This window comes from Clostridium sp. Marseille-P3244, from assembly GCF_900120155.1.
In the GTDB taxonomy this organism is placed as follows: domain Bacteria; phylum Bacillota; class Clostridia; order Lachnospirales; family Lachnospiraceae; genus Mediterraneibacter.
The window spans coordinates 876573-903321 of record NZ_LT635549.1; the positions used below are offsets into that span (position 1 = coordinate 876573).

Consider the following 26749-nt stretch of genomic DNA (forward strand, 5'->3'; position numbering starts at 1 on the left):
TATGCAAAACGAGAGAGAAACGGAGGAATCGAATTATGAAAAAGTTCTTAGCGGTGGCTTTAAGTGCGGTTCTTGCTGCGGGCGTGCTTGCAGGATGCGGCGGAAACAGCGATGAAGAGGGCGGCAGCGGAAGTAAAACAGCAAAGGTGATCGATATTGATCTTACCGAAGAGGAGTATGCGTTCGGCGTGGACAAAGATCAGCCGGAGCTTTTGGAGAAGGTAAATTCCTTTATTGGCAAGATCAAAGAAGATGGAACCCTGGATGAGATTTGTGACAAATATTTTGGCGGCGGGGAGCCGGAGGCGGTAGAGTCCGCGGCTTTGGACGAGTCAAAGGACCAGCTTGTAGTAGCTACGAACGCGGCGTTTGAGCCTTTTGAATATACAGAAGGAGAGGCTTTTGTGGGTATCGATATGGAAATTGCCGCGCTTCTGGCAGAGGAGCTTGGACAGGAACTGGTGATCCAAAATATGGATTTTGATGCGGTATGCCTGTCTGTCGGCCAGCATAAATGTGATATTGCGATGGCAGGACTGACGATCAATGCGGAGAGGGAAGAGTATGTGACATTTTCTGATCCTTACTATGAGGCTTCTCAGCGCCTGGTAGTTCCCAGCGATGATACAACATTTGATGACTGCACGACTGCGGATGAGGTTGTGGAGAAGCTGAATGAACTTACTGAGGATGATCAGATCGGCGTACAGCAGGGAACAACAGCCAACTATTATATTGAAGGCGACGAAGACTGGGGCTTCCCGGGACTTCCTGCAACATGTACGACTTACAAGAACGGTTCTCTTGCGGTCCAGGATATGCTCAACGGGAACATTAAATATGTGATCATCGACGCTGCTCCGGCAGAAGCGATCACAGAGTCTATCAATGAGATGCAGTAATCAGTAGACAGATAAAAGCAGAATTCAGACAGAGGAGGAAAATGCGGGCATCAGTGGGAAAAAGAAAAACCTGTCAAGGATGCCCGCATTTTCCACTTTCATGAGAAGGGAAGACAATGGGCGATTTTAGTCGAAAGGTAGATAAATTTATAGAGATATTCGTGGATCAGAACGGATATGTAAGAGTGGTGGAGGGACTCCAGAATACACTGCTTATCGCGGTCTGTGGTCTGATCATCGGTATCCTGATCGGTACGGTCATCGCGACAGTGCGGGTTCTGCCCAAATATAAAAGGCTCCCGAGAGTATTGAACGGCATCTGCAGCTTTTATGTCGCTTTGTTCCGCGGAACACCGATGGTGGTACAGCTTCTTGTATTTTATTATGTACTTCTTCCCATCATCGGATGGAATATTACAGGGGTACAGGTGGCCATGCTTGTCTTCGGACTCAACAGCGGCGCCTATATTTCTGAAATCATGCGGAGCGGGATCCAGTCTGTAGATCCTGGGCAGATGGAAGCGGGAAGAGCAGTGGGGCTGAGTTTTGGTGCCAGTATGACTAAGATTGTGATCCCTCAGGCCGTAAAAAATATTCTTCCGACGCTGGGAAATGAGTTCATATCTCTGATCAAAGAAACGTCAGTGGTAAGTTTCGTAGGAGCGGCGGATCTGTACGTGGCGTTCAATTACATAGGAAGCAACAGTTATGAGTTTATGGTGCCGTATCTGGTGATGGCGTTGATCTATATTGCGCTTGTACTGTTGATTACCCTGCTTATAAAACTGTTGGAAAGGAGCCTGAAGAAGAGTGATAGACGTAATTAATCTTAGGAAAAGCTTCGGTGACCTTGAGATATTAAAGGGCATCAACATCACGATTAATAAGGGCGATATCCTGGCTGTGCTGGGGCCCTCCGGCTCCGGAAAGAGTACCTTCCTGCGCTGTCTGAACTGTATGGAAGATCCTACAGAGGGGAGCATTATCTTCAAAGGTGTGGATATTGCGGATATGAAAGTGGATATCAACCTGCACAGACGTCATATGGGGATGGTATTCCAGCATTTCAATCTGTTCAATAATAAAACAGTTCTACAGAATGTGATGATGGCTCCGGCATACTTAAGATGCCAGGATCTCAAGAAGGCAAAAAGGAAAAACAGGGCCATACGTTTTAAAAATATGTTCCGCAGTAATAAGGAAGAACTGATCCCTGTTACTGTGACCAAGGAGCAGATCAGAAGTGAAGCAAAACAGCAGGCTCTGGATCTTCTGGAACGGATCGGTCTGGATGACAAGGCGGACGCATATCCGTCTACATTGTCCGGCGGTCAGAAGCAGAGAGTCGCGATCATCCGTTCCCTTGCCATGAATCCGGATGTGATCCTGTTTGACGAACCCACTTCAGCACTGGATCCCGAAATGGTCGGCGAGGTGCTGGAACTGATGAAGAAGCTGGCTATGGAAGGGATGACGATGGTGGTCGTAACCCATGAGATGGGATTTGCCCGGGAGGTTGCAACAAGGGTAATCTTTATGGATGACGGACAGATCCTGGAGGAAGCTCCTCCGGAGGAATTTTTCGATCACCCGAAGGATGAGAGGCTGAAAGAGTTTCTGTCAAAGATCCTGTAAGGGAAAAGAAAGAACAAGTATACGCCGGAACTGTATCGCAGGCCGGCGTATTTGTCTGTTTTGGAGAAGTGCTGCCACAGGGAAGACGGAAGACAGGAGAAAAAGTAAGATGAACTATGAACGAATCAGAAAAGCTTTGTTTCTTGAGCGGCCAAACCGCTTTATCGCCTATGCCGATGTAGATGGAAGGAGAGAGACTGTCCATGTAAAGAATACGGGACGGTGCGCGGAGCTTCTCATACCGGGAGCTGTGATCTATATCCAGGAGAGCGCAAATCCTGCCAGAAAGACAAAGTGGGACTTGATAGCCGTGGAGAAGGGGGACCGTCTGATCAATATGGACTCCCAGGTTCCAAATCTGATTGTCCGGGAATGGATCGAGAAAGGGAATCTGTTCCGGGATATCACCTTGATCCGTCCGGAGACAACCTTTGGAAACTCCCGGTTTGATCTGTATGTGGAGGCGGACGAGAAAAAGGTATTTATCGAGGTAAAAGGAGTCACTCTGGAGGAAAATGGAGTCTGCCGTTTCCCCGACGCGCCCAGCGACCGGGCAGTCAAGCATCTGGAAGAGCTGATCCGAGCCAGGAAGGAAGGATACGAGACCTATGTTTTCTTTGTAATCCAGATGCAGGGTGTAAAATATTTTACCCCGAATACGGACACTCATCCCGCATTCGCGGAAGCGCTTCGGAAAGCAAAAGAGGCAGGGGTGAATATCCTGGCGTATGACTGCCAGGCAGAACCGGAGCGGATTACGGTAAGAGAACCTGTTGATGTGGTCCTTCTCAGTCCCCGTATGAAAGAGGCTGTCAGGCCTGTTGTCGAATGGTTTCGGATATACAAAAGAGATCTGCCGTGGAGGCGCAGGATGAACGCCTATGAAGTGTGGATATCGGAGATCATGCTGCAGCAGACCCGGGTGGAAGCGGTGAAACCCTATTACGAACGTTTCTTAAAAGAACTTCCCGATGTCAGGGCGCTGGCAGAGGTTCCGGAGGACCGCCTACTCAAGCTGTGGGAAGGACTGGGATATTATAACCGGGCGAGAAATTTAAAGGAAGCTGCCGGCCAGATTATGGAGAAATACGGGGGAAAATTTCCTGAAACATATGAGGAAATCTTAACTCTGAAGGGGATCGGTACGTATACTGCAGGAGCCATCAGCTCATTTGTTTATGGGATACGCAGGCCTGCTGTGGACGGGAATGTACTGCGTGTGGTAACCAGGATTACTGCGGACGGAGATGATATTGCAAAATCTGGGACAAAGACCAGGATAGAGCAAATGGTGGAAGAAGTGATCCCTGAGGATTCTCCCGGAGATTTCAATCAGGGCCTGATCGAACTGGGAGCTGTTGTGTGTGTGCCAAACGGAGAACCCAGATGTGGGGAATGCCCTGTGAGCGGGATCTGTCTGGCGCACCGGCAGGGGAGAGAGACGGACTTCCCTGTGAAGTCAAAGGGCAGGGAAAGGCGTGTTGAACAGCGTACGATCTTTATTTTCCGGGACAACGAAAAGACCGCGATACAAAAACGGCCCGATTGCGGAATGCTGGCAGGGCTGTATGAATTCCCGGGAGTGGAAGGCTGCCTGACTCAGTCCGAGGCAGTGGATTACGCGAAATCACTTGGACTCATGCCGGTCCGGGTTAAGAGACTTGGGAGCGCGAAACATATTTTCAGCCATGTAGAATGGCATATGATCGGCTATGAGATCATGGTGGACGAGCTGGAACGCAATATGGCGCAGGATACGCTTATATTTGCGGATATCAGGGAACTGGAAGAACATTATCCTATGCCGTCCGCGTTTGAAGCATATCGGCCGGTCTGAACCGAAGGATTATTCATCCGGCTTTACGGCCTGGATGTAATGGGAGATGATCTGCTCCAGATGTTCCAGTTTTGAAGGAGGGCAGGTGGTCAGAAGGCGGATGGCGGGATAATATCTGCCCTCTTTTTCCTGGGTCCCAAAGAGAAGATAATCGGCGGAGACATTGAGAGAAGAGGACAGCCGCGCGTGTGGCCAGAGACATACTTTTTAAACCCAGCTCCAGATCATAACAGAAGCGTGGAGTGATACCGGCCATTTCTGCCAGGGTTTCCCGGGAGTATCCGTTTAGAAGGCGCTGCTTTTTAATCCGTTCACCGATCAGGACATTATCTGTTACTGCCATAGTTGTAGTCATTCCTTTCATTAATGACTCAGAGAAACTGTCAGGAACGTTGTTTCTCTGAGTTTTTTGTTATATTCTGGAATATTAAAACCCGGATATGAAAAGAGATATGAACCAACAGGGGTTAAAAAATATCTGAGGAGCTCATAACGGTTACGTGATGCCAGGAATTATAATTGATTAGAAAAGATGAAAATATTGGAAATATATAATTGAGGAGGTTACATAAATAATGAAGACAGCAGGTCTGAGAAAAGGAATCGCGCTGTTCCTGGCAGTTGTGATGATGCTGGGAATAGGCGGGATGTCAGTACCGACAGCACAGGCAGCGGAATATCCGGACAGTGGGATAACATTTACGGTCACAACTGACAAAAAAGAAGTTAAGCCGGGAGATATTATCACGCTGACCGTGGATATGAAAGGAACCCAGGGGTACAGCGGCATCTATGGCATTGTATTTAAGATTAATTATGATGCGGATGTTGTCGAGCCCGTGAGAAACGAAAGGGGAGACTGGGCCTTTACCACCGGAAGCGCCGTCCCGACGGGAATGTCCGCGGGAGCAGGAGAAGTTGAAGGGGTAAGAGTCACCGCGTCAATCATGGATCTTTTCCAGACACTTGAATTTACAGACGGGACGCTGCTCACGGGGCAGTTCAAAGTGAAAGAAGATGCTGTGGGTGGAGCGTTTGGTTTTCAGTTCCTGGATGGCCCGGAAGATATTCAGGTCGGACATAAGGATCTGGGGATGATGAGCTTTGCGATCGATGACCGGACAGAGGGAATGCAGGTGGCAAGGCCGGTAACAGGTATTACACTGGACCAGACGTCTATGACACTGGACAAAGGGACAACAGGGAAATTAACCGCTACCCTTTCTCCGGAGGGAAGCACCGGCACCATTCAGTGGACAAGCAGTAACGACAATGTGGCTTCAATAGAACAGGACGGAACGGTTACCGCAAAAGGGACGGGTACTGCAACGATAACGGCATCTATAAATGGATTGAGCGCTGCCTGTGAGGTCCGGGTGATCAATCCACTGAAGGGGATAACGATTACTGCTCCGGAAGATCGCCATACACTGAAAAAAGGACAGGCTCTGCAGCTGACAATTGTACCGGAGCCGGAGGACGCGGAAGGAGATCTGACAGCAGAATGGGAAAGCCTTGATCCAGATATAGCAGAAGTAGACGGAAACGGACTGGTCACGGCAAAGGCAGACGGCAGTACAACAATCCGGGCAACTGTCGGAGAACTGACCGCTGATTATGAGATACGGGTGCAGGAAATCAAACTGACAGATTTTGTGCTGAACAAGACAGAAACAACACTTCACCGGGGCGCATCCGACAAGCTGACGGCGACTCCGATCCCCGCTGATACTACGGATGATACCCGTGTAAAATGGGAATCTTCTGATCCGGACAGCGTGACTGTGGACGGAGACGGCAATATTACAGCAGTTGCTCTGGGCGGAGCGACGATCACCGCGACCATGGGGAATTTTGTGAAACAGTGTATTGTAAAGGTAGATGCGCCTCTGGAAGCGATTATACCGGACCAGAAAGAAATACATATGCTCAAAGGGCAGTCTGCACAGCTTGGCTACACACTGGACCCGTCAGATACGACAGATGACAGGACAGTGACAATGACATCCTCTGACGATGAAGTTGTTTCGGTAGATTCTCTGACCGGGACACTGACCGCGAAGAAGAAAGGCACAGCAAATATTACTTTGACCGGGGCAAATGACATTACAGCAGTAGTGGCAGTCAGTGTAGAGGAAATACCTGTGGAAGGCGTAGTACTTGACAAGGCTTCGGCAGAGATTGAAAAGGGAGAGGCAATCACCCTGATGGCAAAGGTCATGCCGGAAAATACGACAGACAGCGACAAGAGCATTACCTGGAGCAGTTCTGATGAAAGTATCGTTACAGTATCTCCGGATAAAACGGCATCCGGAGAGAGCGTTACCGTGACAGCGACAGGCAAAGGCGGCAGAGCCGTGATCACAGCGGAAAGCGCCAACGGAAAAACAGCGGAATGTCAGATTCACGTGCCGATCCATATCGAAAGCATAGAGATGAAGGATGTGGAGATCCTGAGAGGCAAGACTACCTCCATGCCGGAAAATGTGTCCTTTATTCCGGAAAATACGGATGACGACCGCACGCTTACATGGACCAGTTCTGACCCGTCAGTTGCTTCTATCGACTCTCAGACAGGTGTAGTAACAGCGCTGAGAGAGGGGACTGCGACGATCACGGCGACCACAACTGGGACGAAAGTACCTGTTATGACAACAGCGGAAGTGACAGTAAAAGAAAATCATCTGACGCAGGAATTTGGGGATAAGATTAAATTTGATGAATTGAAAGACGCTGTCCTGAAGGGACAGAGCGTGTATATGAATGAACTTCTGAACTTTAACTCACTGGTGGAGGAAGCGCAGATCACGGATGACTTTGCACTGCTGTGGAGTGTCAGTGACGACACCGTCGCTTCCATTGACCAGAATGGATGTCTCACCGGATTAAAGGAAGGAAAGACTATGGTAATGGTCCAGATCCGCGCGACAGATGGAAACGGTGATCTGACAGCAGAATACTCTGTTGAAACAGAAGTAAACGTAAAAGAGATTCCATTGAATTCTATCGCATTTGACAAAATGATCCGTGAGATGACAGTGGGAGAGAAAGCTGTATTAAATATCCTCTACAATCCGGTTGACACGACAGATTCAAAAGATGTTGAATGGTCCACGTCGGATCCGTCGGTTCTTTCAGTGACGAATGGACAGGTTACAGCGCTGAAAGCCGGAAAAGCCACGATCACCGCAAAGGTTGGAAAAGCAGAACCCATCCACATGGAAATCACAGTAAAAGACGTACAGACCTCGGATAAAACCACGGATACAGGTGGAGCTGTACAGACAGGGGATACCGTCAATGCCGGATGGTATATAACAGTACTTCTTCTGGCGGCAGCGGCGTTGACTGTAACAGTGGTGATAAGGAGGAGAAAACGTTTCTGATCACCCGGGTAACAGGAAAGGCGGGACAGCGGATGGCTGTTCCGCTTTTATACTAAATAGAAGGAGCCAAGTACAAGGGAGAAGGAGGAAGAAGAAATTGAGAAAGAAAAACAGATGGGTGAAAGCCGCGGCGGCTGTAACGGCAGCAATGTTGGTGACTGTAAGCCCGGTGTCAGTATATGGGGAGGAACTTTTGGTGGATCAGCCTTCAGATCAGATGCAGGCATCCGAGCATTCTGTCGGTCAGGAGGATATGCCGGAAGCGGAAGAGCAGGCGGATACAGATGATATGAATCTGCCGGAACAGCTGCAGATCGGAGGAAAAGAGATCGTAAACTGGCAGGGGCTGACAGGTGAAAGTTATCCGGGTGTTACATATGCCCCGGAGACGAATACGCTGACATTTAATAATGCGGAAATCAAAGGATCTACAGAATATGATGAAGCTGCTGTATTTATCAGAGGAAACAGTTCTATACAAGACGAGGTTACGATCGAGCTGATTGGAGACAATACGATCTCTTATGAAGAGGATTTGCCGGATGGTAATCCCTGGGCTCTGATGGGCTTTTTATCGTATGCCAAAGTCACGTTTAAAGGAAGCGGAACGCTGAATCTTGTAGGAAGTGCAAATCTTAGAAACGGGATGATCTTTTCGAGACTGCAAGCTGATGTAGGCGACAGGACAGAAGTTATCCTGGATGGCTGTATAATAAATATCGATTCGGGTGATATGGATGCGGACGACTGGTTCATGGCAGTCCATGGCAGCGATGGAATGGATCTTGAGTTGAAGTCAGCGGAACTGAACATTACTGCGGACAGCGAAGAGATGGGGCAGTTCCAGGGAATCCTTGGAGACGCGGCTCATGAAGTGGGTATGGATGTAAATATAAAAACAGAGGACAGCAAACTGTATATTACTGCACCGGGAGAAGGGAGATATGGCATCGACACTCTGGCGGGAGCCGAATTTATCAAATCCGATATCAGACTGGAATTTCCTGCGCAAAATTCTTTTCCAATGTTTGCCGCCACAGACAAAGAGTGTGCTGTTACGATAGATGACTCAACTACATTTACGTGGATTCAGACAGACGGACGATCTTATTATCTTGACAATATTATATTTGATGTCAAAGGCAGCCCGTATATCTATATCGGGAATTATGCGGACGGACCTTGGAATCTGACGGACAAATTGGAAAACGCGTTCGGGAAAGATGAAGAAGGACTAATGAATGTCTGGAGCAATTTTATCATTACTCCTGAGAAATTAGGCGGAGATGCCAGAGGTGACATTAACGGAGACGGATATGTGAACCTGAATGACGCGACGCTTAGCCTGAAACATATAGCAGATCAGGAAAAGCTGACAGGAGAGCGTTTTAAAGCAGCGGATCTGAGTGGCGATGGGATCGTGAATATGACGGACCTGACACAGTTGCTCGATCTTGTGAACAATAATTAGATTTTTAAGGAGACGGCGGCCCGGATGGGAGCCGTCTTTTTGTATAAAGAAAACCACGCGATAGTCGCGTGGTTCCATAAAAGCTTTAGCGGTGTATTCAGAAATAAAACTCCTAATGTGTATAATAAAAACGTGACCTGCCAGTTACGTAAATAAAAACACATTAGGAGGACCGTATAATGTCAGAACAAAATACAGACGTAAAAAGCTTAGCACATACAAAATGGAATTGCAAATATCATGTGGTGTTTGCTCCGAAATATCGAAGGAAAGTATTTTTTAATGAAAAGAAAGAAGCAATTCGGGAAATTATTAGAACACTGTGTCAATGGAAGGGCGTTGAGATAATCGAAGGAGAAATCTGTCCGGACCATATCCATTTACTTCTGAGTATCCCGCCCAAAATGAGCGTTTCGGGATTCATGGGATATTTAAAGGGAAAGAGCAGTCTCATGATATTTCAAAGATTCGGAAATATGAAATTTGCATACCGAAACCGCGAGTTTTGGTGCAAGGGATACTATGTCGATACAGTAGGAAAGAACACTGCAGCAATAAGAAGTTATATAGCCAACCAACTAAAGCAAGATAGGGAAATGGACCAGATTAGTCTATTTGATCCGAGAGACCCGTTTACGGGTAGCAAGTAATCCTGCGCGTGGCTGGCAGGCCAATAGAGAACGCACTTGTGCGTGGCTAGTAGTATTAGGGCTATGCCCGAAAATGAAAAACCACCCGCTGTGGTGTGCTACCCGTCAAGAGGACAATGAAAAATAATAAATTTTTCTCCGTCAGCCTATTAACCGGCTGGCGGTATTTTTATGCTGCCTTCAATGTAAGTTCATGAAAGGCCATTGGTGTCATTATATGTAACTTGCGCTGCAGGCGTCGGTTGTTATAGTATTCAATATAGTCTTGGATGCTTTGGATCAATTCTTCTCTTGATGTAAAGCGTTTTCCATAATACATTTCCCGTTTTATGATTCCCCAAAATCCTTCCATTGGTCCATTGTCAATACAGTGTGCAACTCTGGACATGCTTTGTTTCATATGACGTTTCTTCAGCCGACTATAAAATGCCTGACTGGTATATTGGAATCCCCGGTCCGAATGAAAAAGCGGATGCGCATCAGGCTCTGCTTTTATCGCCTGATCAAAGGTATCCATAACAAGAGCAGTATCATTGTGAGCACTGATCTTATACGAGACAATCCTGCGATCGCACAGATCAAGGATTGCACTTAAATAAATTTTGTGTACTTCTACCCCTATATAATATTTGAACTCTGTTACATCTGTCAGCCATTTTTCATTCGGTCTGTCCGCATGAAATTCCCGATGAAGAAAGTTTTTCGCAATATGGGCAGGATTCCGGTCTGCTTTCGTACAGCTCTTCGGCTTCCATTTGATAGATGACTGTATTCCGATTTTGCGGCAGATTCTCAAGATTCTCTTATCATTGGCAGGAATTCCATAATATACAGCCAGTTCATCTCGGATCCGTCGATAGCCCATATCTGGATGCAGCCGGTGTATTTCCCTGATCATATCGGCAATCTGTTCATTCCTGATCTCATTGTCGCTTTTGGGATGTCTCAGCCAGCGATAATAGGCAGAACGAGTGATTCCAAGGTATCGACACATTTGTTTGACTGGATATCCTTTTGATTCGGACAGTTCCCTGATTGCCTGATATTCACATAATTTATGTATTAAAGAAAGCGATCCCTCCTTTCTAATTCCCTTACTTTTTTTAACAGGTCATTCTCCATCTGTAAGTCTTTATTTTTACGTTCCAGCTCTGCGATACGGTCTCGTAATTCTTCTTCCGGAGTGCGGCTTGGCTTAGAGCCGATGCGCCTGCCTCTCCTGTCTTCCAAACCGGCACTTCCCATCTTTTCATACCGCTCCACCCAATTTCGGACCTGCTGATAGGAGCAATCATACTTCAAGGCCATTGCTCCATAATTCCGGTCATGGTCAAGACAGTCTTTTACAATGCAGATCCGTTCCTCCAGTGTTGTTTTTCTTGCTTTCTTCATAGCGCTACCTCCGGTAAGTTCTTTTAATTCCTTACCTTCATTATACGCCTTGATCCAACTTAATAGTTGAGGATGCTGTCGGATTCTGAACCTTGCACATATTTCATCTAACGATCCCTCTCCGGAGAGGTACGCATGAACTGCCTGCAATTTCAATTCTTTTGAGTACCGTTTATTTGTTTGAAGGGCCAGGAAACCTTCTGGTCCTTCTGTCTTATAGATTCTGATCCAATCCTGAACACTCCGCTTATTTACACCGCACATTTTTGCAGCGCCTTTTTGGCTAAGTTCTCCGTTCAGGTACTGTTCTACGATTTCTACCTTTTTTGCTGCATCAATTTTACTTTTTCTGGACATAAAATACCCCCAAGTAGGTTTTTTTATTTTTGTGTCCTACTTGAGGGTATCATATCACTGTGCGGGTGGATGTTTATTGCAGGTTTACAGACCGATATTTCTTCTCTGTTATATGACAATAATCTTAGAGTATAATTATCATTGGCAAAAATAAAGGGAAGAGATCGAAACCTCTTCCCAATCATACAGATTTGTCTTATTGTTTAATTGCCAGAAAAAACATAAGGAGTCTGTATGATGAATTCAATGATAAAGGAAAACGGCGTAACATTCAAGGAATTAGAGCAAAATATTTATGCATGGATCTGTCAGATTGGAAGAGAGTTCACAAAAGAATTCCTGGAGCGGTATGACCGGATACTGATGGAGGACAGGGACAAAAAGAAGTACCGGAATAAGGGTGCCAGACAGACAACTGTAAAAACCGTGTATGGAGAAGTAACCTATCAGAGGACTGTCTATGAAGTGACCGAGGAAGACGGGACCAGACACTTTGTATATCTGCTGGATGAAACACTGGATCTGGACCATGTCGGTCTGATCTCAACGAACCTGGCGGAACTGTTAGTAAAAGGGATCACGGAACTCTCTTACAGAGAATGCGCCCGGCAGGTCAGTGAGATGACCGGACAGACCATCAGTGCGATGGGCGTGTGGAACGTCATCCAGGTGTTAGGGGAAAAGGTCTGTGAGGACGAAGCTGAGTTAACAGAAGCATATAAGAAAGGCCAAGTGAAAGGGAAAAGAGAGGTTCCTGTTCTGTTTGAAGAAGCAGACGGAGTTTATATCAAGCTACAGGGAAAAGACAGAAAAAAGGAAAAACAGGATAAATCAGAGATCAAGATCGGAATTGCTTATGACGGGTGGAGGAAAACCGGTCCGGATCGTTATGCACTGGAAAATAAAGTGGTAGCTGCGGGATTTTCCAAAGCAAAAGAGTTTCAGGAATACCGGGAAGCGGCAATCGCGCAGGAGTTTGATCTGGATGAGGTAAGCCAGAGGATCTTAAATGCAGACGGGGCGTCGTGGATCAAGAAAGTAAAAGATAAAAGTACCTGTTTTCAGTTAGACCCATTTCACCGCAATAAAGCTGTGAAAGAAAAGATCCATGAAGAGGCTGCACGGGAAGCGATCTTGGAACTCCTGAGAGAAGAAGAGATCGAAGAATTATTCCGGTATCTGGAGATCTACCGAAACAGTCTGAGCGAAGAGGATGAGATTGAAGATGTAGAAGACTTGATCCGATACTATGAAAACAACCGGGAAGGGCTCCTGCCCTATCAGTCCCAGGATCTGGAGCTGCCAGATCCGCCGGAGGGGCTGGAATACCGGAACATGGGGACAATGGAAAACCATGTGTGGAGTGTGATTGCGAAACGGATGAAGCATGGGCACAGAAGCTGGAGCCGGCGAGGCGGGAACCATCTGGCAAAGATACTGGCAAAAAAATGCAGCGGAAAGCTGTATGAAGTGACAGAACGTCTGAGGAAACCGGTATTTGAAGAAGAAAAAGTAGAAGAATTATACGGGGAGATCCTGATGTCAGCGAAGGCGCCAAAAAAAGACGGAAAGGGATATCAATATCCGGCAATAGGGCATGTGGTTGGATTGGAAGGAAAGATACAAGGAGAGAGAAAACGCCTGCTGTACATGGCTGGATATTAGAAGCCAGAAAAAGGACTGTTTGAGCAAAAAGATAAATCGGAAAGAAAGTTGCCAACGATTACTTGACAGTAACGACAATAATAGAGCGGACTCTGTTTTCTTGAAACATATGAGGAGTCGTGGTATAATGAACGCATAGCCACGAGAGCGCCCGTATATAGAGACGCACTGGATGCTTGCATCCAAGCGGGACTCTATATGAGGGTATGTGAGTGCAGCGAACGCCTCAAGGCGTGATGGGCTGTGCGGATGATCAGGAGAATACCGTAAAATGAGTGAAAAAACAGAGATTTCCAGGCAACAGCAAAAGTCCAGGGAAACAAAGGAGAAAATATTTCAGGCGGCAAAGCGTATTCTGGGGAAGAAAGGATATGAGGAACTGTCTATCAAAAACATATGTGAGGAGGCGGGAGTTTCTAACGGAAGCTTTTACCATCATTTTAAGACAAAAGACGATCTGCTTTCCTACTACATTGAAGATCAGCCTAAGATTGAACCGGATTTGCTCGAGCTTCCCGCGGACGTGGAAGGTGTCAAGAGGGGCATCATCCAGGTTTACATGAATTATGTAGAATACTGCCGGGAGCTGGGGGTAGAGTTTATGTCAGAATACTATGACACAAAGAACCAGGCGCTCAACGCCGCGATCCGCACGGAGCGGCCGTATCCGATCGTGACAGTGCAGGCATATGTGGAGAAGGCGATCGCGGCAGGGATCGTGAAGCTTAACGTGAAGATCGAGGAGTTCACAACGGATATCCGTATGATCGTTATAGGCAATGTGTTTGAATGGTGTGTTAAGAGCGGCAAAGCGGATTTTGAAGGAAATATGAGGCGGTCGCTTGGGAAGTACCTTGACGCGGTATTATGTAAGATGTAATACGTAAGGAAATGCAGATCGGAAGTGAAAGAAAATACAAAGGGGATAAATCCATGGGAACGGAATATGATTTTATTATAAATCCGAAAGCGCGCTCCGGTCTGGGAGAGATGGTCTGGAACAGACTGGCTCCGGAACTGAAGAAGAAAAAAGTTCATTATCGGGCACATCTTACAGAAGGTCCAAAACATGCCAGGCGAATCGCGGAACACTGTACATCAGACGGTCAGAGCCGCACGATCGTGGTCCTGGGCGGAGATGGAACGGTAAATGAGGTGGTAAACGGGATCTGTGATCTGGGGAAAGTAACGCTGGGATATATTCCTGTGGGGTCCGGCAACGATTTCGCCAGGGGTCTGGGACTGCCGTCAACTCCGGAAGAAGCTCTCAGGGTGGTATTGTGTCCTGGAAAGATCATCTCAATGGATGTAGGGAAACTTACATGGAATGGAGATCCCGGACGGACGAGAAGGTTTTTGGTAAGCGCCGGAATCGGATTCGATGCCGCGGTCTGTCATGAGGTTTGTGTGTCACGGTGGAAGAAAATACTGAACAAGATAGGTCTTGGCAAGCTTAGTTATGCGGCGGTGGCTCTGGACCGGCTCAGAAAAGACCGTCCGGTTCATATGAGCCTGTCTCTGCCGGATGGGAGTCAGAAGATATTTAAGGATACATATTTTGCGGCATTTATGAATCTGAAATATGAGGGAGGCGGTTTTGCGTTCTGCCCGGATGCGTCACCTGAGGATGGCCTTCTGGATATACTCGTGGCCCATGATTTGAGCCGTCTTAAGATTTTGTTTCTTTTGCCGCTGGCTTTCTGGGGGAAGCACGTGGGGGCACGGGGAGTTACAATTTTAAAGTGCAGAACAGCGCTGGCGGAGACAGACCGTCCCCTGGTACTGCATACAGACGGAGAGCCTTCATTTCCTCGGAAAAAGATAGAGGTGGGGATCATGGAAGAAAAGCTGCGGGTGATCACAGGGGAGAAATGAAAGAATTCCTAAATGTTTTATGAAGACAGTTGTTGTCTATTTTAAATCGTGATATAATCGATGCGAATTGAGAAAATTTAATGAAATACAGGAGAGAAAATACGGGGATCTGAAAAATAAATTTCATCATTAAAAGGGGTATCAATAATGAAGCGGAGAGAAAGATTCGCGGAATGGATCGGAAAATATAAACATTCATGGGTATTCTTATATATTTTTATATATATGCCATGGTTTCTTTATCTGGAAAAACATGTTACAACAGATTATCATGTGATCGAGATCAGGCTGGATCATTATATTCCGTTTATCGAATATTTTATTATTCCATATCTGATGTGGTTCGCCTTTATTGCCGTGGTATTTCTTTATTTTTTCTTTACAGATGTGCCGGGATTTTACAGGATGGCAAAGTTTATGTTTACGGGGATGACGGTTTTTCTTATTATATCTACGGTGTTCCCCAACGGGCAGGACTTAAGGCCGGTAGTATTTGAAAGAGACAATATCTTTGTTGACGCGGTTCGTATGCTGTATCGGGCAGATACCTGTACAAATATATTTCCAAGTCTGCATGTGTTTAACTCACTGAGCGCATGCATAGCTATCCATGAGAGCAGCGCGCTTAAAAAACGTCCGGGAATCTGCTGGGGCGCATATGTGCTGGCGGGAATGATCATTCTTGCTACAGTATTTTTAAAACAGCATTCCATGTTGGATGTTCTCGGAGCATTTTTTATGGCCTATGCTCTGTACCTGATCATATACGCGCCGGAAAGAAGAAAAAGTCTGGAAAAGCGAGGAGCTGTGCGTTATGCGAAGCAGAAACATGCATTGTTTCCTAATAAGTAAATGTACTGGTTATGATATCGGGAAAGAGAGAAAGACAGGCTGCTGATGCCGGAATGAGGGAAGGAACAGGAGGAAGACGATTATGAAGAAGATCATGCTTACCGGAGACCGTCCGACAGGAAAGCTCCATGTGGGGCATTATGTCGGGTCTTTGCGGAGGAGAGTAGAGCTACAGAATACAGGCGATTTTGATGACATATTTATAATGATAGCAGACGCTCAGGCACTGACGGATAATGCGGACAATCCGGAGAAAGTACGTCAGAATATTATCGAGGTGGCCCTTGATTATCTGGCATGCGGGCTGGATCCGGAGAAGTCTACCCTGTTTATCCAGTCACAGGTTCCTCAGCTCTGCGAACTGTCCTTTTATTATATGAATCTGGTTACTGTATCCAGACTGCAGCGCAATCCTACCGTAAAGGCGGAGATACAGATGAGGAACTTTGAGGCCAGCATTCCGGTAGGATTTTTTACCTATCCTATCAGCCAGGCTGCGGATATTACCGCATTTAAGGCGACGACAGTTCCGGTGGGAGAGGACCAGATGCCAATGCTGGAACAGACGAAGGAGATCGTCCACAAATTTAATTCCGTGTATGGAGAAACCCTGGTGGATCCCAAGATCCTGCTGCCGGAGAATGAGGCGTGCATGCGGCTGCCGGGAATTGACGGCAAGGCAAAGATGAGTAAATCCCTCGGGAACTGTATCTATCTGTCAGAGGAACCGGAGGACATCAAGAAAAAAGTGTTCAGCATGTTTACAGATCCCACCCATATCAGGATCGAAGATCCCGGGAAGCTGGAAGGAAATACTGTGTTCACTTATCTGGACGCATTCTGCAGGCCAGAATATTTCCCGGAGTTTTTGCCGGAGTACAAAGATCTGGATGAACTGAAAGCCCACTATAAACGGGGCGGCCTTGGGGATATGAAGGTGAAGCGTTTCCTGAATAACGTGCTGCAGGCAGAGCTGGAACCGATCAGGAATCGGAGAAAAGAATTCCAGAAAGATATCCCGGCAGTGTATGAGATCCTGAAAAAGGGAAGCGAAAAAGCCGAGGCTGTGGCGGCACAGACACTGAAAGAAGTGAAGGCTGCAATGAAGATCAACTATTTTGACGATGAAGAACTGATCAGAGAACAGGCAGAACAGTTCACGAAAAAAATCTGAATATGATAAAAAAAGATGCTGCATATGCGGCATCTTTTTTATACGTGCGATAGAAGATTCGAACTCCCGACCTTCTGGTCCGTAGCCAGACGCTCTATCCAGCTGAGCTAATCGCACATAGTATTTAACTACTGTTCTTGTAACAGCAGAAATAATTATATAATAATTTTCAGAGGGTGTCAATCTTTTTTATGAAGAATTTGACCGGGGCCGTGTACCTGTTAAAAGGGGCCTGACCCCTTTTAACAGGTACACGGCCCCTTTTAGCGAAAAAGTCAGAATATTCTTACCATATCTTCCGGCAGCTCTGCCGTAAACTCCATATCTTCTCCCGTGATCGGATGCCGGAACGCCAGGCGCCAGGAATGGAGAGCCTGGCGCTGGATTTTTTCCATATCGGGATTATACAGGTAATCTCCGATAAGCGGATATCCGATATGCTTCATGTGGACGCGGATCTGATGAGTGCGACCTGTCTCCAGGATAAGGGAGACAAGGCTGAAGCCGTTCTTTTCTTCCAGGACACGATAGTGAGTAACCGCGGGTTCTCCGGATTCTTCATCGATCCGTCGTTCGATCAGAGATGTGCCTGCGCGTCCGATAGGCGCGTCTATCGTGCCGTAAGGCGGAACAACGCTTCCCCGGACAACAGCCAGATATTCCCGGCGGATTTCATGGCGTACTGCCATTTTGGACAGGATGCCGGAACAGACCATATGTTTGGCGATCACCGTCAGCCCGGAGGTATCCCGGTCCAGACGGTTTGTACAACGAAAGACGAAGGGCTTTCCCTGTTTCTGATAATAGTACATCAGTCCGTTGGCCAGAGTGTTCCGGTAATTGTTCAGTGACGGATGCATGGGCATGCCGGCAGGCTTATTGATTACGATGAGGTCCTCATCTTCATAGAGAATATGAAGGGGAAGCTCCACAGGAGGAATGTTGGGGGAAGATTCTGACTCTCTGATAGAAACAAAGAGAATGTCCCCTGTTTTTAAAGTGGTGCGCATATACGAAGGGACTCCGTTTATCCGGATGCTGTCAGGTACCTTTTTCAACTGTGCAAGACTGTGGTATGAATATCCCAGCCGGCGGAGATACTGTTCTGCCCGGATCCCGTTTGAGGATTCTTTTATCTGGTATGTGATCGTACGTTCCATAAACCAGTTTCCTTTCTTTTGTCAGGCATGCTTCAGCTCCGCGGCTGTCTTGTCTTTGACTGACATCATACAGAGCTGCCGCATTATCTACATAATGATAGCAGAAATGGATAAAAAATAACAGAAGAAGAAATCACTGGAAGGATAAGTCGGGAATATGGTACAATATTACAGATAAATTTTGACAGAGAGGACAACCTGTATGGATATTAATCAAAAGCTGGCGGAAGAGCTCGGCGTAAAACGCTGGCAGACAGACGCAGCGGTAAATCTCATCGATGAGGGAAACACGATTCCTTTTATTTCACGGTACCGGAAAGAGACCACGGGTTCTCTGAATGACGAGCAGCTTAGGAAACTTCATGAGAGGCTGTTGTATCTGAGAAATCTGGAAGAAAAAAAGGAGCAGGTCATCGCGAGCATTGGCGAGCAGGGGAAGCTGACAGAAGAATTGAGAGACCAGATCCTGGCGGCGGAAGCGCTGGTGACGGTGGAAGATCTGTACCGGCCCTACCGTCCGAAGCGAAGGACCCGCGCAATGATCGCGAAGGAGAAGGGACTGGAGCCTCTGGCTGCGTTTATGCTTGCGCAGGATACCGATATTCCATTGGAAGAAGAGGCAAGAAAGTATATATCGGAAGAAAAGGAGGTCCCCAATCCCGGGGAAGCTATTGAAGGCGCAAGGGATATCATTGCGGAAACTTTATCCGACAATGCAGAGTACAGAAGTTATATCCGCAGAATTACTGCGCAAAAAGGCAGAGTGACATCAGCGGCAAAGGATGCAAAGGCAGAATCTGTATATGAGATGTACTATGATTTTGAAGAACCCGTATCCAGACTGGCGGGGCATCGCATTCTGGCCCTGAACCGGGGCGAAAAGGAGAAATTTCTGACAGTGAAGGTAGAAGCTCCGGAGGAAGAGATCATACAGTATCTGGAGAAACACACAATCCATTCGGATAATCCCTATACGACTCCGGTGCTGAAGGAAGCAGTGGCAGACAGTTACCGAAGACTGATTGCTCCGGCCATTGAGCGTGAGATCAGAAGCGAGCTGACAGAGAGAGCGGAGGACGGAGCGATTGAAGTGTTCGGGAAGAATCTGCATCAGCTTCTGATGCAGCCGCCGATTGCCGGGAGAGTGGTCCTTGGATGGGATCCGGCGTTCCGTACGGGCTGTAAGCTGGCCGTAGTGGATCCCACCGGAAAGGTGATCGGCACGACAGTGATCTATCCTACCGCGCCGACTACGCCGCAGAAGATCAAAGCCAGTAAGGACCTGTTAAAAAAGATCATCCCGAAGTATCACATTTCTCTGATCTCTCTGGGAAACGGGACGGCTTCCAGGGAGTCAGAGCAGTTTATTGTAGAGCTTCTGAAAGAAATGCCAGATCAGAACGTGCAGTATGTGATTGTGAATGAAGCCGGCGCGTCTGTATATTCTGCCAGCAAGCTGGCCAGTGAAGAATTCCCCAAATTTGACGTGGGACAGAGGAGCGCGGCCTCCATTGCCCGGCGGCTGCAGGATCCCCTTGCGGAACTGGTGAAAATCGATCCCAAATCCATCGGGGTGGGACAGTATCAGCATGATATGAACCAGAAGAAACTGGACAGCTCTTTAAACGGTGTGGTAGAAGACTGTGTGAATAAAGTAGGAGTAGACCTGAATACCGCCTCGGCTCCGCTTCTGTCATATATTTCCGGTATCAGCGGAACTGTGGCAAAAAATATCGTAGCTTACAGGGAAGAGAATGGCAGATTTACAGATCGCCGCGACTTGCTGAAGGTGCCCAAGCTGGGCCCCAAGGCATTTGAGCAGTGTGCCGGCTTCCTGCGGATCCAGAACGGGAAAAATCCGCTGGACTCTACCGGTGTTCACCCGGAATCCTACGAGGCTGCGGACAAGCTGCTGAGAAAGCAGGGCTATACAACAGAGGATGTGGCGCAGCACAAGCTGACAGGCTTGTCCCTTACAATCAGAGATTACAGGAAACTCGCGGAGGAACTGGGGATAGGAGAAATTACCCTACGGGATATTGTAAAAGAACTTGAAAAGCCGGGCCGCGATCCCCGGGATGAGATGCCCAGACCAATTCTCAGGACGGATGTCCTTGAAATGAAGGATCTGAAAGAAGGCATGATCTTGAAAGGGACAGTGCGAAACGTGATCGATTTTGGGGTTTTTGTTGATATAGGCGTTCATCAGGACGGCCTGGTCCATATTTCTCAGATCACGGATAAATATATCAGACATCCGCTGGAAGCTGTCAGTGTAGGGGATATTGTGGATGTAAAGGTTATGAGTGTGGATCTAAAAAGAAAAAGGATTCAGCTTACTATGAGAGGAGTGAGCTAAAGGCATTGCCTGCGGATGAGTTTGTGATGCGGGATTCTTGACATTGTAAAAAATAATTGTTATATTACAGATAGAACAAAATGCAATAATATGTCCATATACTGGATATTCTGAATATACAGGTACAACAGCAGGTAAGGCAGGAGGGTGGTTACAATGTCAGGAAAAAGAGATTATTATGAAGTGCTGGGCGTTGGAAGGAACGCTGATGCAGCACAGATAAAGAAAGCATACCGTAAGCTCGCGAAGAAATATCATCCGGACACAAACGCGGGAAATGCGGAAGCGGAACAGAAGTTCAAGGAAGTTACAGAGGCATATGATGTCCTGGGCGATGAAGAGAAACGTAAGATGTATGATCAGTTCGGACATGCCGCTTTTGATCAGTCAGGCGCCGGTCCTTATAAAAATTATAATGGTGCGGGAAGCAGAGAGAATTTTTACCGGTCTTATGGCGGTCCGGGAGGATTTGAGGAATACCACTTTGAAGGAGGAAACATGGATGATATGTTCCGGGACATTTTCGGAGATATTTTTCATCATGGAAATTCCAGTGATTTTGGTGGTTTTAGAAGCGGCAGTTACAGAGAAAAAGGTTCTGATATCAGAGCAGACGTGTCGGTAAGTTTTGATGAAGCTGTGTTTGGCTGTGATAAAGTGATCCGCCTCAGAGATCCGTCCGTCCAGGGAGGAAAAGAGTTGTCGTTTAAGGTGCGTATTCCGGCCGGGATCGATACAGGAAAGCTGGTGCGTCTGAAGGGCAGAGGAATGCCGGGTATAAACGGCGGGGAAAACGGGGATCTTCTGCTGAAGGTAAAAGTAGGAGAAAAGGCCGGATATGAACGGAGGGGCGCCGATGTATATACTACAGTCCGGATCCCCTACACAACAGCGGTATTTGGCGGGGAGATCCAGGTAAGGACACTTTATGGCGATGTTCTGTGTAAGGTAAAGGAGGGGACTCAGTCAGGAACAAAGATCCGTCTTAGAGGGAAAGGAATCGTCTCTATGAAGGATCCGTCTGTACGGGGTGATCAGTATGTTACCGTGCAGATCGATGTGCCGGCACGGCTGAGCCCGGCGGCCCGTCAGAAACTGAAAGAGTTTGAAGCGCTTTGCGCGGGACGCGCGAAAAGCGCATGATTTTCAAGATGATCATCGGCGGAACAGGACTGCCGGCAGCAGACCGGCAGTCCTGTTCCGCCGATTTTTTTGTTCCGGGCATAGCCGGGAGATATCTAAGACTTTGTTTTCATATTTCTATGACAGACATTTTCCGATGGCTTTGTTGCACTTGTCCGGTGTATTTGATATGATAGAGAAAACGCTGAAGAAAGAATTTAAGTCAGAAGAGAAAGGGAAGAAGTGAAGATGAAGATCGGAATAGGAAATGATCATTCAGCTTTGGAACTGAAAGCTGAGATTATACAGTTCCTGAAAGAAAAAGGACATGAGATCGTAGACTACGGGACGAACTCGGCAGAGAGCTGTGATTACCCGGTTTATGGAGAAATAGTGGCCCGCGCGGTAGCAGCCGGAGAGGTGGACCAGGGGATACTGATCTGCGGGACCGGGCTGGGCATTTCTCTTGCCGCCAATAAAGTTAGGGGGATCCGGGCCGCAGTGTGCAGTGAGCCTTTTACGGCAAAGATGGCCAGAGCCCACAATAACTGTAATATTCTTGCTTTTGGAGCGAGAGTAGTCGGGGCAGAACTGGCGAAGATGATCGTCGGAACATGGCTCGACACAGAATTTGAAAGCGGCAGCGAGAGACACCGCAGGAGAGTCGACATGATCATGTCCATCGAAGAAAAGGAGCAGTAATGCATTCTTATGACCTGACCCAGTGGGTATTGTTTTTCTTCATATACAGTTTTATCGGATGGGTGTGGGAAAGCTGTTATGTCTCCCTCCGGAAACGACGCTGGGTAAACCGCGGGTTCATGCATGGCCCCATGCTTCCCCTCTACGGGAGCGGAGCGCTGGTTGTCCTGGTCAGTACGATTGGTGTCCGGGACAATGTAGTACTGATATTTGTCCTCGGAATGTCGGCGGCGACGATCCTGGAATATTTTACAGGAGCGGTCATGGAATCGCTGTTCCATGTGAGATATTGGGATTACAGCAGCCAGAAGCTGAATCTGAAGGGATATATCTGCGTGACATCCTCCTTGTGCTGGGGATGCTTTTCGGTTCTGCTGGTCCGTGTAGTACATCTTCCCATTGAGGCAGCAGTACTCAGACTTCCTTCCGCCGCAGCTACGTGGATTTCCATGATTCTGGCGGTAACGGCTGCTGTGGATCTTACTCAGTCCTTCAATGAGGCTATGGATATGAGAAGGCTTCTGGCTCAGTTGGAGGAAAGCAAAAAGCAGATCCGTAAGATGCAGGATAAGCTCAGGGTTACTACGGAAGAAGTACGGGAAGATTACAGAAAATATTTGCAGGAACGTTCAGAAAAGAAGCTTACGAGGAGAAAAGCTTATCTGGAGCGTATCAATATGAAGCGGATTGAAACCCAGGATCTTCTGTCTGATCTGTACGAGCGGACAGATCAGCTGCTTCGTGAAGAACTGCCATCTAAAGTAAACAGTCTGATCGGAGAAGAGCGCAGGGCAGATCTGCTGACGCTTAAACAGAATATAAAAGAGGAGCTGAGAAAAATGAGTTCCAGAACAGACCGGGGGTATCTGCGGGTGGCAGAGCACCTCAGGAGAAATCCTACAGCGGTGTCTGAGAGGTTTAAAGAAGCGCTCGAAGAGATCCGCCGGATCATGGGCGGCTGATATAGAACCGTAGAAAGATAAGGAGACAGACGAATGACAAAAAAGCAGCGTGCTCTGGAAGTGATCGAACGGCTGAAAAAAGAATATCCGGATGCCGGATGTACCCTGGACTATGACCAGGCATGGAAACTGCTGGTCAGTGTCAGACTGGCCGCGCAATGTACAGACGCAAGAGTGAATGTGGTAGTGGAGGGCCTCTATGAAAAATACCCGGACGTCAATGCTCTTGCTGACGCGGATGTGAACGATATCGAAGAGATCGTGCGCCCCTGCGGACTTGGAAAGAGCAAGGCCCGTGATATCAGTGCCTGCATGAAGATACTGAGAGATGAATATGACGGGAAGGTGCCGGATGATTTTAATGCGCTTTTGAAACTCCCGGGAGTGGGAAGAAAGAGCGCAAATCTGATCATGGGAGATGTATTCGGGAAACCGGCTATTGTGACAGACACCCATTGTATCCGTCTTGTTAACCGTATCGGACTGGTGGACGGTATTAAAGAGCCCAAGAAAGTAGAAATGGCGCTGTGGAAGATCATTCCTCCGGAGGAGGGGAGTGATTTCTGCCACAGACTGGTGTATCATGGGAGGGATATCTGTACTGCGCGGACAAAACCGTATTGTGACAAATGTTGTCTAAGTGATATCTGTAAAAAGGCCGGAGTATAAAAGAGTGAAAAAAATATAAAATAACGAAAAAGGAGGAAGATATGAAAAGTATAAAATTGAGAGAGGATTTCTATTGGACAGGGATTATCGACGACAAACTGAGAGTATTTGACATTATCATGTATACAGAGTTTGGGACCACATATAACTCTTATGTGATGAAAGCAGGAGATAAGACGGTACTTTTCGAGACAGCGAAGGCAAAATTTTTCGACGAGTACCTGGAAAAACTGCAGGAAGTCACAGATGTCCATAAAATCGATTACCTTGTGGTGAGCCATACCGAGCCGGACCATGCCGGAAGTGTGGAGATGCTGCTGGATCAGAGTCCGCAGATGAAGATTATCGCGACCGGGTGCGCTCTTGGATTTTTAAAAGAGATCGTGAACCGTGACTTCGTAGGTATCCCGGTGAAAGACGAAGAAAAAATGACCATCGGCAACCGGACCCTTCACTTTATGCTGGTGCCCAACCTGCACTGGCCGGATACGATGTATACATTTATCGAGGAAGAACAGATTCTTGTTACATGTGATTCTTTCGGTTCTCATTACTGCCTGCCGGAGGTAGTTTCTTCCGAGATTAAAAACGAGGCGGATTATCAGAGCGCTCTGAAATATTATTATGACTGCATCATCGGTCCTTTCAAGCCATTTATGCTCAAAGCTCTGGACCGGGTGGAGAATATGGATATCTCCATGGTCTGTACCGGACACGGGCCCGTGCTGGTAGGAGATCGGATCAAGGCTGTGATGAAACAGTACAGAGAATGGTCCACTGTGGTGAACCCCAACCAGAAAAAGACAGTTATCATCCCTTATGTAAGCGCTTATGGATATACAAAGACGCTGGCGGAGAAGATCGCGGAAGGGGTCAAAGACAGCGGAGATGTAGATGTGCGGTCTTATGATATGGTGGAAGCCGACGTGGCAAAAGTCAATGAAGAGCTTCTCTTTGCAGACGGAATCCTTCTTGGAACTCCGACAATCGTCGGGGAGGCCCTGAAGCCTGTCTGGGATCTGACGCTGGCCATGTTTCCCGGAACTCACGGCGGGAAATACGCCGGAGCTTTCGGTAGTTATGGGTGGAGCGGAGAGGGAGTTCCCCATATCACAGAACGCCTGAAACAGCTGAAAATGAAAGTCTCAGAGGGCTTCCGCGTCCGGTTCAAACCGTCGGAGGCAGATCTTGTGAGCGCATATGAATATGGTTATCAGTTCGGCTGCCTTGTGCAGGATAAAGAGCCTGTTAAACCGAAGAAAAAGGGCTCAAAGAGCCTCGTGAAATGTCTGGTGTGCGGAGAGATCTTTGACGCGTCTCTGGATATCTGTCCGGTATGCGGAGTGGGACGGGAAAACTTCGTGCCTGTTGAAGTGGAAGAAAGCGGATTTATGAATAATACGGAGGAATATTATGTAATCCTGGGAAATGGCGCGGCCGGGTTCAATGCGGCGAAAGCGATCCGGGAGAGGGATAAGACAGGCGCTGTTGTCCTGATCTCCAATGAACCATATCCGTCCTACAACCGTCCCATGCTGACGAAATCCATCGTAGCGGGACTTAGCGCGGAACAGATCGCCATCGAGGGGCCGTCCTGGTATGAAGAAAACCAGGTTTACCAGATGCTTGGAAAGCAGATCGAGTCCATTGATACAGATGCGAAGGAAGTCCTTCTGACCAGTGGGGAAAAAGTGCATTATACGAAACTCATCTATGCCCTTGGCAGCGAGTGTTTTATTCCGCCGATCCAGGGCAGTGATCTTCCGGAAGTGGCAGCGATCCGCAGACTCTCTGATGTGGAGAAGGTGGAAGGCCTTATGGAAAACGCGTCAAAGGCGGTTGTGATCGGCGGCGGCGTCCTGGGTCTGGAAGCGGCATGGGAACTGAAAAAAGCCGGGCTTGACGTGCAGGTGCTGGAGGCGGCGCCGGTGCTTATGGGAAGGCAGCTGGATGCCGGTTCTGCTGAGATTCTCAAAGAGACGGCGTCAGAGAGAGGAATCCAGATCCATACAGGCGTGACTGTGGAAGCAATTGAAGGAACCGACCATGTTTCTGGTGTGCGGCTGGCGGATGGAAAAGTAATCCCGGCAGAAGTGGTTATTATTTCCGCCGGAGTGAGAGCCAACACTTCCATCGCTCAGGATATCGGGCTGGAGATCGGACGGGCTGTAAAAGTAAACAGCCGGATGGAGACCTCTGCCGCAGGGATCTATGCCTGTGGAGACTGCGCGGAATATGATGGGGCGAATTATGCGATCTGGCCGGAAGCTGTGGAGCAGGGCAGGATTGCCGGAGCAAACGCGGCCGGAGAAGGGATGGAGTATGAGCCGGTGCCGGCGGCGCTTACTTTCCACGGAATGAATACAGCGCTGTTCGCAGCCGGTGACAACGGTAAAAATCCAAATCTGCTGTACAAAACTGTTGAGTTCAGGGATATGGGCAAAGGGCAGTATCGGAAATATTATTTCCTCAACAACAGGCTGTCTGGTGTGATCCTGATAGGAGATCTTTCAGAAATGGCTAAGATGACCGAGGCACTGCAGAAACATGCGCCGTATCAGGAAGTAATCGTATAAGGT

22 protein-coding genes and 1 tRNA gene are annotated in these 26749 nt (G+C 47.7%); 18 read left to right on the forward strand and 5 right to left on the reverse strand.

Annotated features, from left to right (window positions below; all coding sequences use genetic code 11):
• Positions 1–35: 35 nt before the first annotated feature.
• The 4 genes from BQ7367_RS05875 to mutY all read left to right on the forward strand — a co-directional run bounded on the left by BQ7367_RS05875 (position 36) and on the right by mutY (position 4374).
• Positions 36–902 carry a transporter substrate-binding domain-containing protein gene (locus tag BQ7367_RS05875; protein WP_072524612.1) on the forward strand — a complete coding sequence of 289 codons (867 nt, stop codon included), beginning with the start codon at positions 36–38 and terminating at the stop codon, positions 900–902.
• A gap of 116 nt (positions 903–1018) precedes the next feature.
• The gene (locus BQ7367_RS05880) at positions 1019–1729 is read left to right on the forward strand and encodes an amino acid ABC transporter permease (protein ID WP_072524613.1); all 711 of its coding nucleotides are present in this window, start codon (positions 1019–1021) and stop codon (positions 1727–1729) included.
• Positions 1713–2537 carry an amino acid ABC transporter ATP-binding protein gene (locus BQ7367_RS05885; RefSeq protein WP_072524614.1) on the forward strand — a complete coding sequence of 275 codons (825 nt, stop codon included), beginning with the start codon at positions 1713–1715 and terminating at the stop codon, positions 2535–2537. Before BQ7367_RS05880 ends, BQ7367_RS05885 begins: the two co-directional genes overlap by 17 nt.
• Positions 2538–2646: 109 nt before the next feature.
• Positions 2647–4374 carry an A/G-specific adenine glycosylase gene (gene mutY, locus BQ7367_RS05890; RefSeq protein WP_072524615.1) on the forward strand — a complete coding sequence of 576 codons (1728 nt, stop codon included), beginning with the start codon at positions 2647–2649 and terminating at the stop codon, positions 4372–4374.
• A gap of 13 nt (positions 4375–4387) precedes the next feature.
• Here mutY and BQ7367_RS14315 read toward each other — a convergent pair whose 3' ends face one another.
• On the reverse strand, positions 4388–4717 hold the full coding sequence (locus BQ7367_RS14315; protein WP_159431629.1) for a helix-turn-helix domain-containing protein: 330 nt from the start codon (positions 4715–4717) through the stop codon (positions 4388–4390).
• Positions 4718–4949: 232 nt separating this feature from the next.
• On the opposite strand from BQ7367_RS14315, the gene BQ7367_RS05895 reads away from it, so the two are divergent.
• The 3 genes from BQ7367_RS05895 (at position 4950) to tnpA (ending at position 9881) form a co-directional block, all read left to right on the forward strand.
• The gene (locus tag BQ7367_RS05895; RefSeq protein ID WP_072524616.1) at positions 4950–7760 is read left to right on the forward strand and encodes an Ig-like domain-containing protein; all 2811 of its coding nucleotides are present in this window, start codon (positions 4950–4952) and stop codon (positions 7758–7760) included.
• A gap of 97 nt (positions 7761–7857) precedes the next feature.
• Positions 7858–9231 (forward strand): dockerin type I repeat-containing protein, encoded by a 1374-nt coding sequence (locus BQ7367_RS05900; RefSeq protein WP_072524617.1) that lies wholly within the window; start codon positions 7858–7860, stop codon positions 9229–9231.
• Positions 9232–9410: 179 nt separating this feature from the next.
• Positions 9411–9881 carry an IS200/IS605 family transposase gene (gene tnpA / locus BQ7367_RS05905; protein WP_072524486.1) on the forward strand — a complete coding sequence of 157 codons (471 nt, stop codon included), beginning with the start codon at positions 9411–9413 and terminating at the stop codon, positions 9879–9881.
• 169 nt (positions 9882–10050) lie between these two features.
• Here the strand turns inward: tnpA and BQ7367_RS14575 are convergent, their stop codons facing one another.
• Positions 10051–10971 (reverse strand): IS3 family transposase, encoded by a 921-nt coding sequence (locus BQ7367_RS14575; protein WP_328586534.1) that lies wholly within the window; start codon positions 10969–10971, stop codon positions 10051–10053.
• Complete coding sequence (locus BQ7367_RS14580; protein WP_072524274.1) at positions 10944–11630, reverse strand: helix-turn-helix domain-containing protein; 687 nt, start codon at positions 11628–11630, stop codon at positions 10944–10946. The genes BQ7367_RS14575 and BQ7367_RS14580 overlap by 28 nt, the downstream gene beginning before the upstream one ends.
• Before the next feature lie 237 nt (positions 11631–11867).
• Between BQ7367_RS14580 and BQ7367_RS05920 the strand changes: the two genes are divergently transcribed.
• From BQ7367_RS05920 to trpS, 5 genes are all read left to right on the forward strand, one after another.
• Positions 11868–13295: an ISLre2 family transposase gene (locus BQ7367_RS05920; protein ID WP_200786771.1), complete on the forward strand. Its 1428-nt coding sequence runs from the start codon at positions 11868–11870 to the stop codon at positions 13293–13295.
• Between the two features lie 271 nt (positions 13296–13566).
• A complete protein-coding gene (locus BQ7367_RS05925; protein WP_072524619.1) occupies positions 13567–14175 on the forward strand; it encodes a TetR/AcrR family transcriptional regulator in 609 nt (202 codons plus the stop codon).
• A gap of 53 nt (positions 14176–14228) precedes the next feature.
• Positions 14229–15170, forward strand: coding sequence for a diacylglycerol/lipid kinase family protein (locus BQ7367_RS05930; RefSeq protein ID WP_072526098.1), 942 nt, complete (start codon positions 14229–14231; stop codon positions 15168–15170).
• A gap of 147 nt (positions 15171–15317) precedes the next feature.
• A complete protein-coding gene (locus tag BQ7367_RS05935) occupies positions 15318–16022 on the forward strand; it encodes a phosphatase PAP2 family protein (RefSeq protein ID WP_072524620.1) in 705 nt (234 codons plus the stop codon).
• Positions 16023–16104: 82 nt separating this feature from the next.
• Entirely contained in the window at positions 16105–17196 is a 1092-nt protein-coding gene (gene trpS, locus BQ7367_RS05940) for a tryptophan--tRNA ligase (protein WP_072524621.1), read from the forward strand.
• Between the two features lie 43 nt (positions 17197–17239).
• Here trpS and BQ7367_RS05945 read toward each other — a convergent pair.
• Together BQ7367_RS05945 and BQ7367_RS05950 are read right to left on the reverse strand one after the other, a co-directional pair.
• Positions 17240–17313, reverse strand: a tRNA-Arg gene (locus BQ7367_RS05945).
• A 158-nt stretch (positions 17314–17471) separates the two neighbouring features.
• On the reverse strand, positions 17472–18356 hold the full coding sequence (locus BQ7367_RS05950) for an RluA family pseudouridine synthase (protein ID WP_072524622.1): 885 nt from the start codon (positions 18354–18356) through the stop codon (positions 17472–17474).
• 202 nt (positions 18357–18558) lie between these two features.
• On the opposite strand from BQ7367_RS05950, the gene BQ7367_RS05955 reads away from it, so the two are divergent.
• From BQ7367_RS05955 to BQ7367_RS05980, 6 genes are all read left to right on the forward strand, one after another.
• Positions 18559–20715, forward strand: coding sequence for a Tex family protein (locus BQ7367_RS05955; RefSeq protein WP_072524623.1), 2157 nt, complete (start codon positions 18559–18561; stop codon positions 20713–20715).
• Between the two features lie 156 nt (positions 20716–20871).
• Entirely contained in the window at positions 20872–21858 is a 987-nt protein-coding gene (locus BQ7367_RS05960; protein ID WP_072524624.1) for a DnaJ C-terminal domain-containing protein, read from the forward strand.
• A gap of 228 nt (positions 21859–22086) precedes the next feature.
• Entirely contained in the window at positions 22087–22539 is a 453-nt protein-coding gene (rpiB, locus tag BQ7367_RS05965) for a ribose 5-phosphate isomerase B (RefSeq protein WP_072524625.1), read from the forward strand.
• The gene (locus BQ7367_RS05970) at positions 22539–23501 is read left to right on the forward strand and encodes a putative ABC transporter permease (protein ID WP_072524626.1); all 963 of its coding nucleotides are present in this window, start codon (positions 22539–22541) and stop codon (positions 23499–23501) included. The genes rpiB and BQ7367_RS05970 overlap by 1 nt, the downstream gene beginning before the upstream one ends.
• Positions 23502–23534: 33 nt before the next feature.
• The gene (locus BQ7367_RS05975; RefSeq protein ID WP_072524627.1) at positions 23535–24170 is read left to right on the forward strand and encodes an endonuclease III domain-containing protein; all 636 of its coding nucleotides are present in this window, start codon (positions 23535–23537) and stop codon (positions 24168–24170) included.
• Positions 24171–24211: 41 nt separating this feature from the next.
• Positions 24212–26746 carry an FAD-dependent oxidoreductase gene (locus BQ7367_RS05980; protein ID WP_072524628.1) on the forward strand — a complete coding sequence of 845 codons (2535 nt, stop codon included), beginning with the start codon at positions 24212–24214 and terminating at the stop codon, positions 26744–26746.
• Positions 26747–26749: the final 3 nt, after the last annotated feature.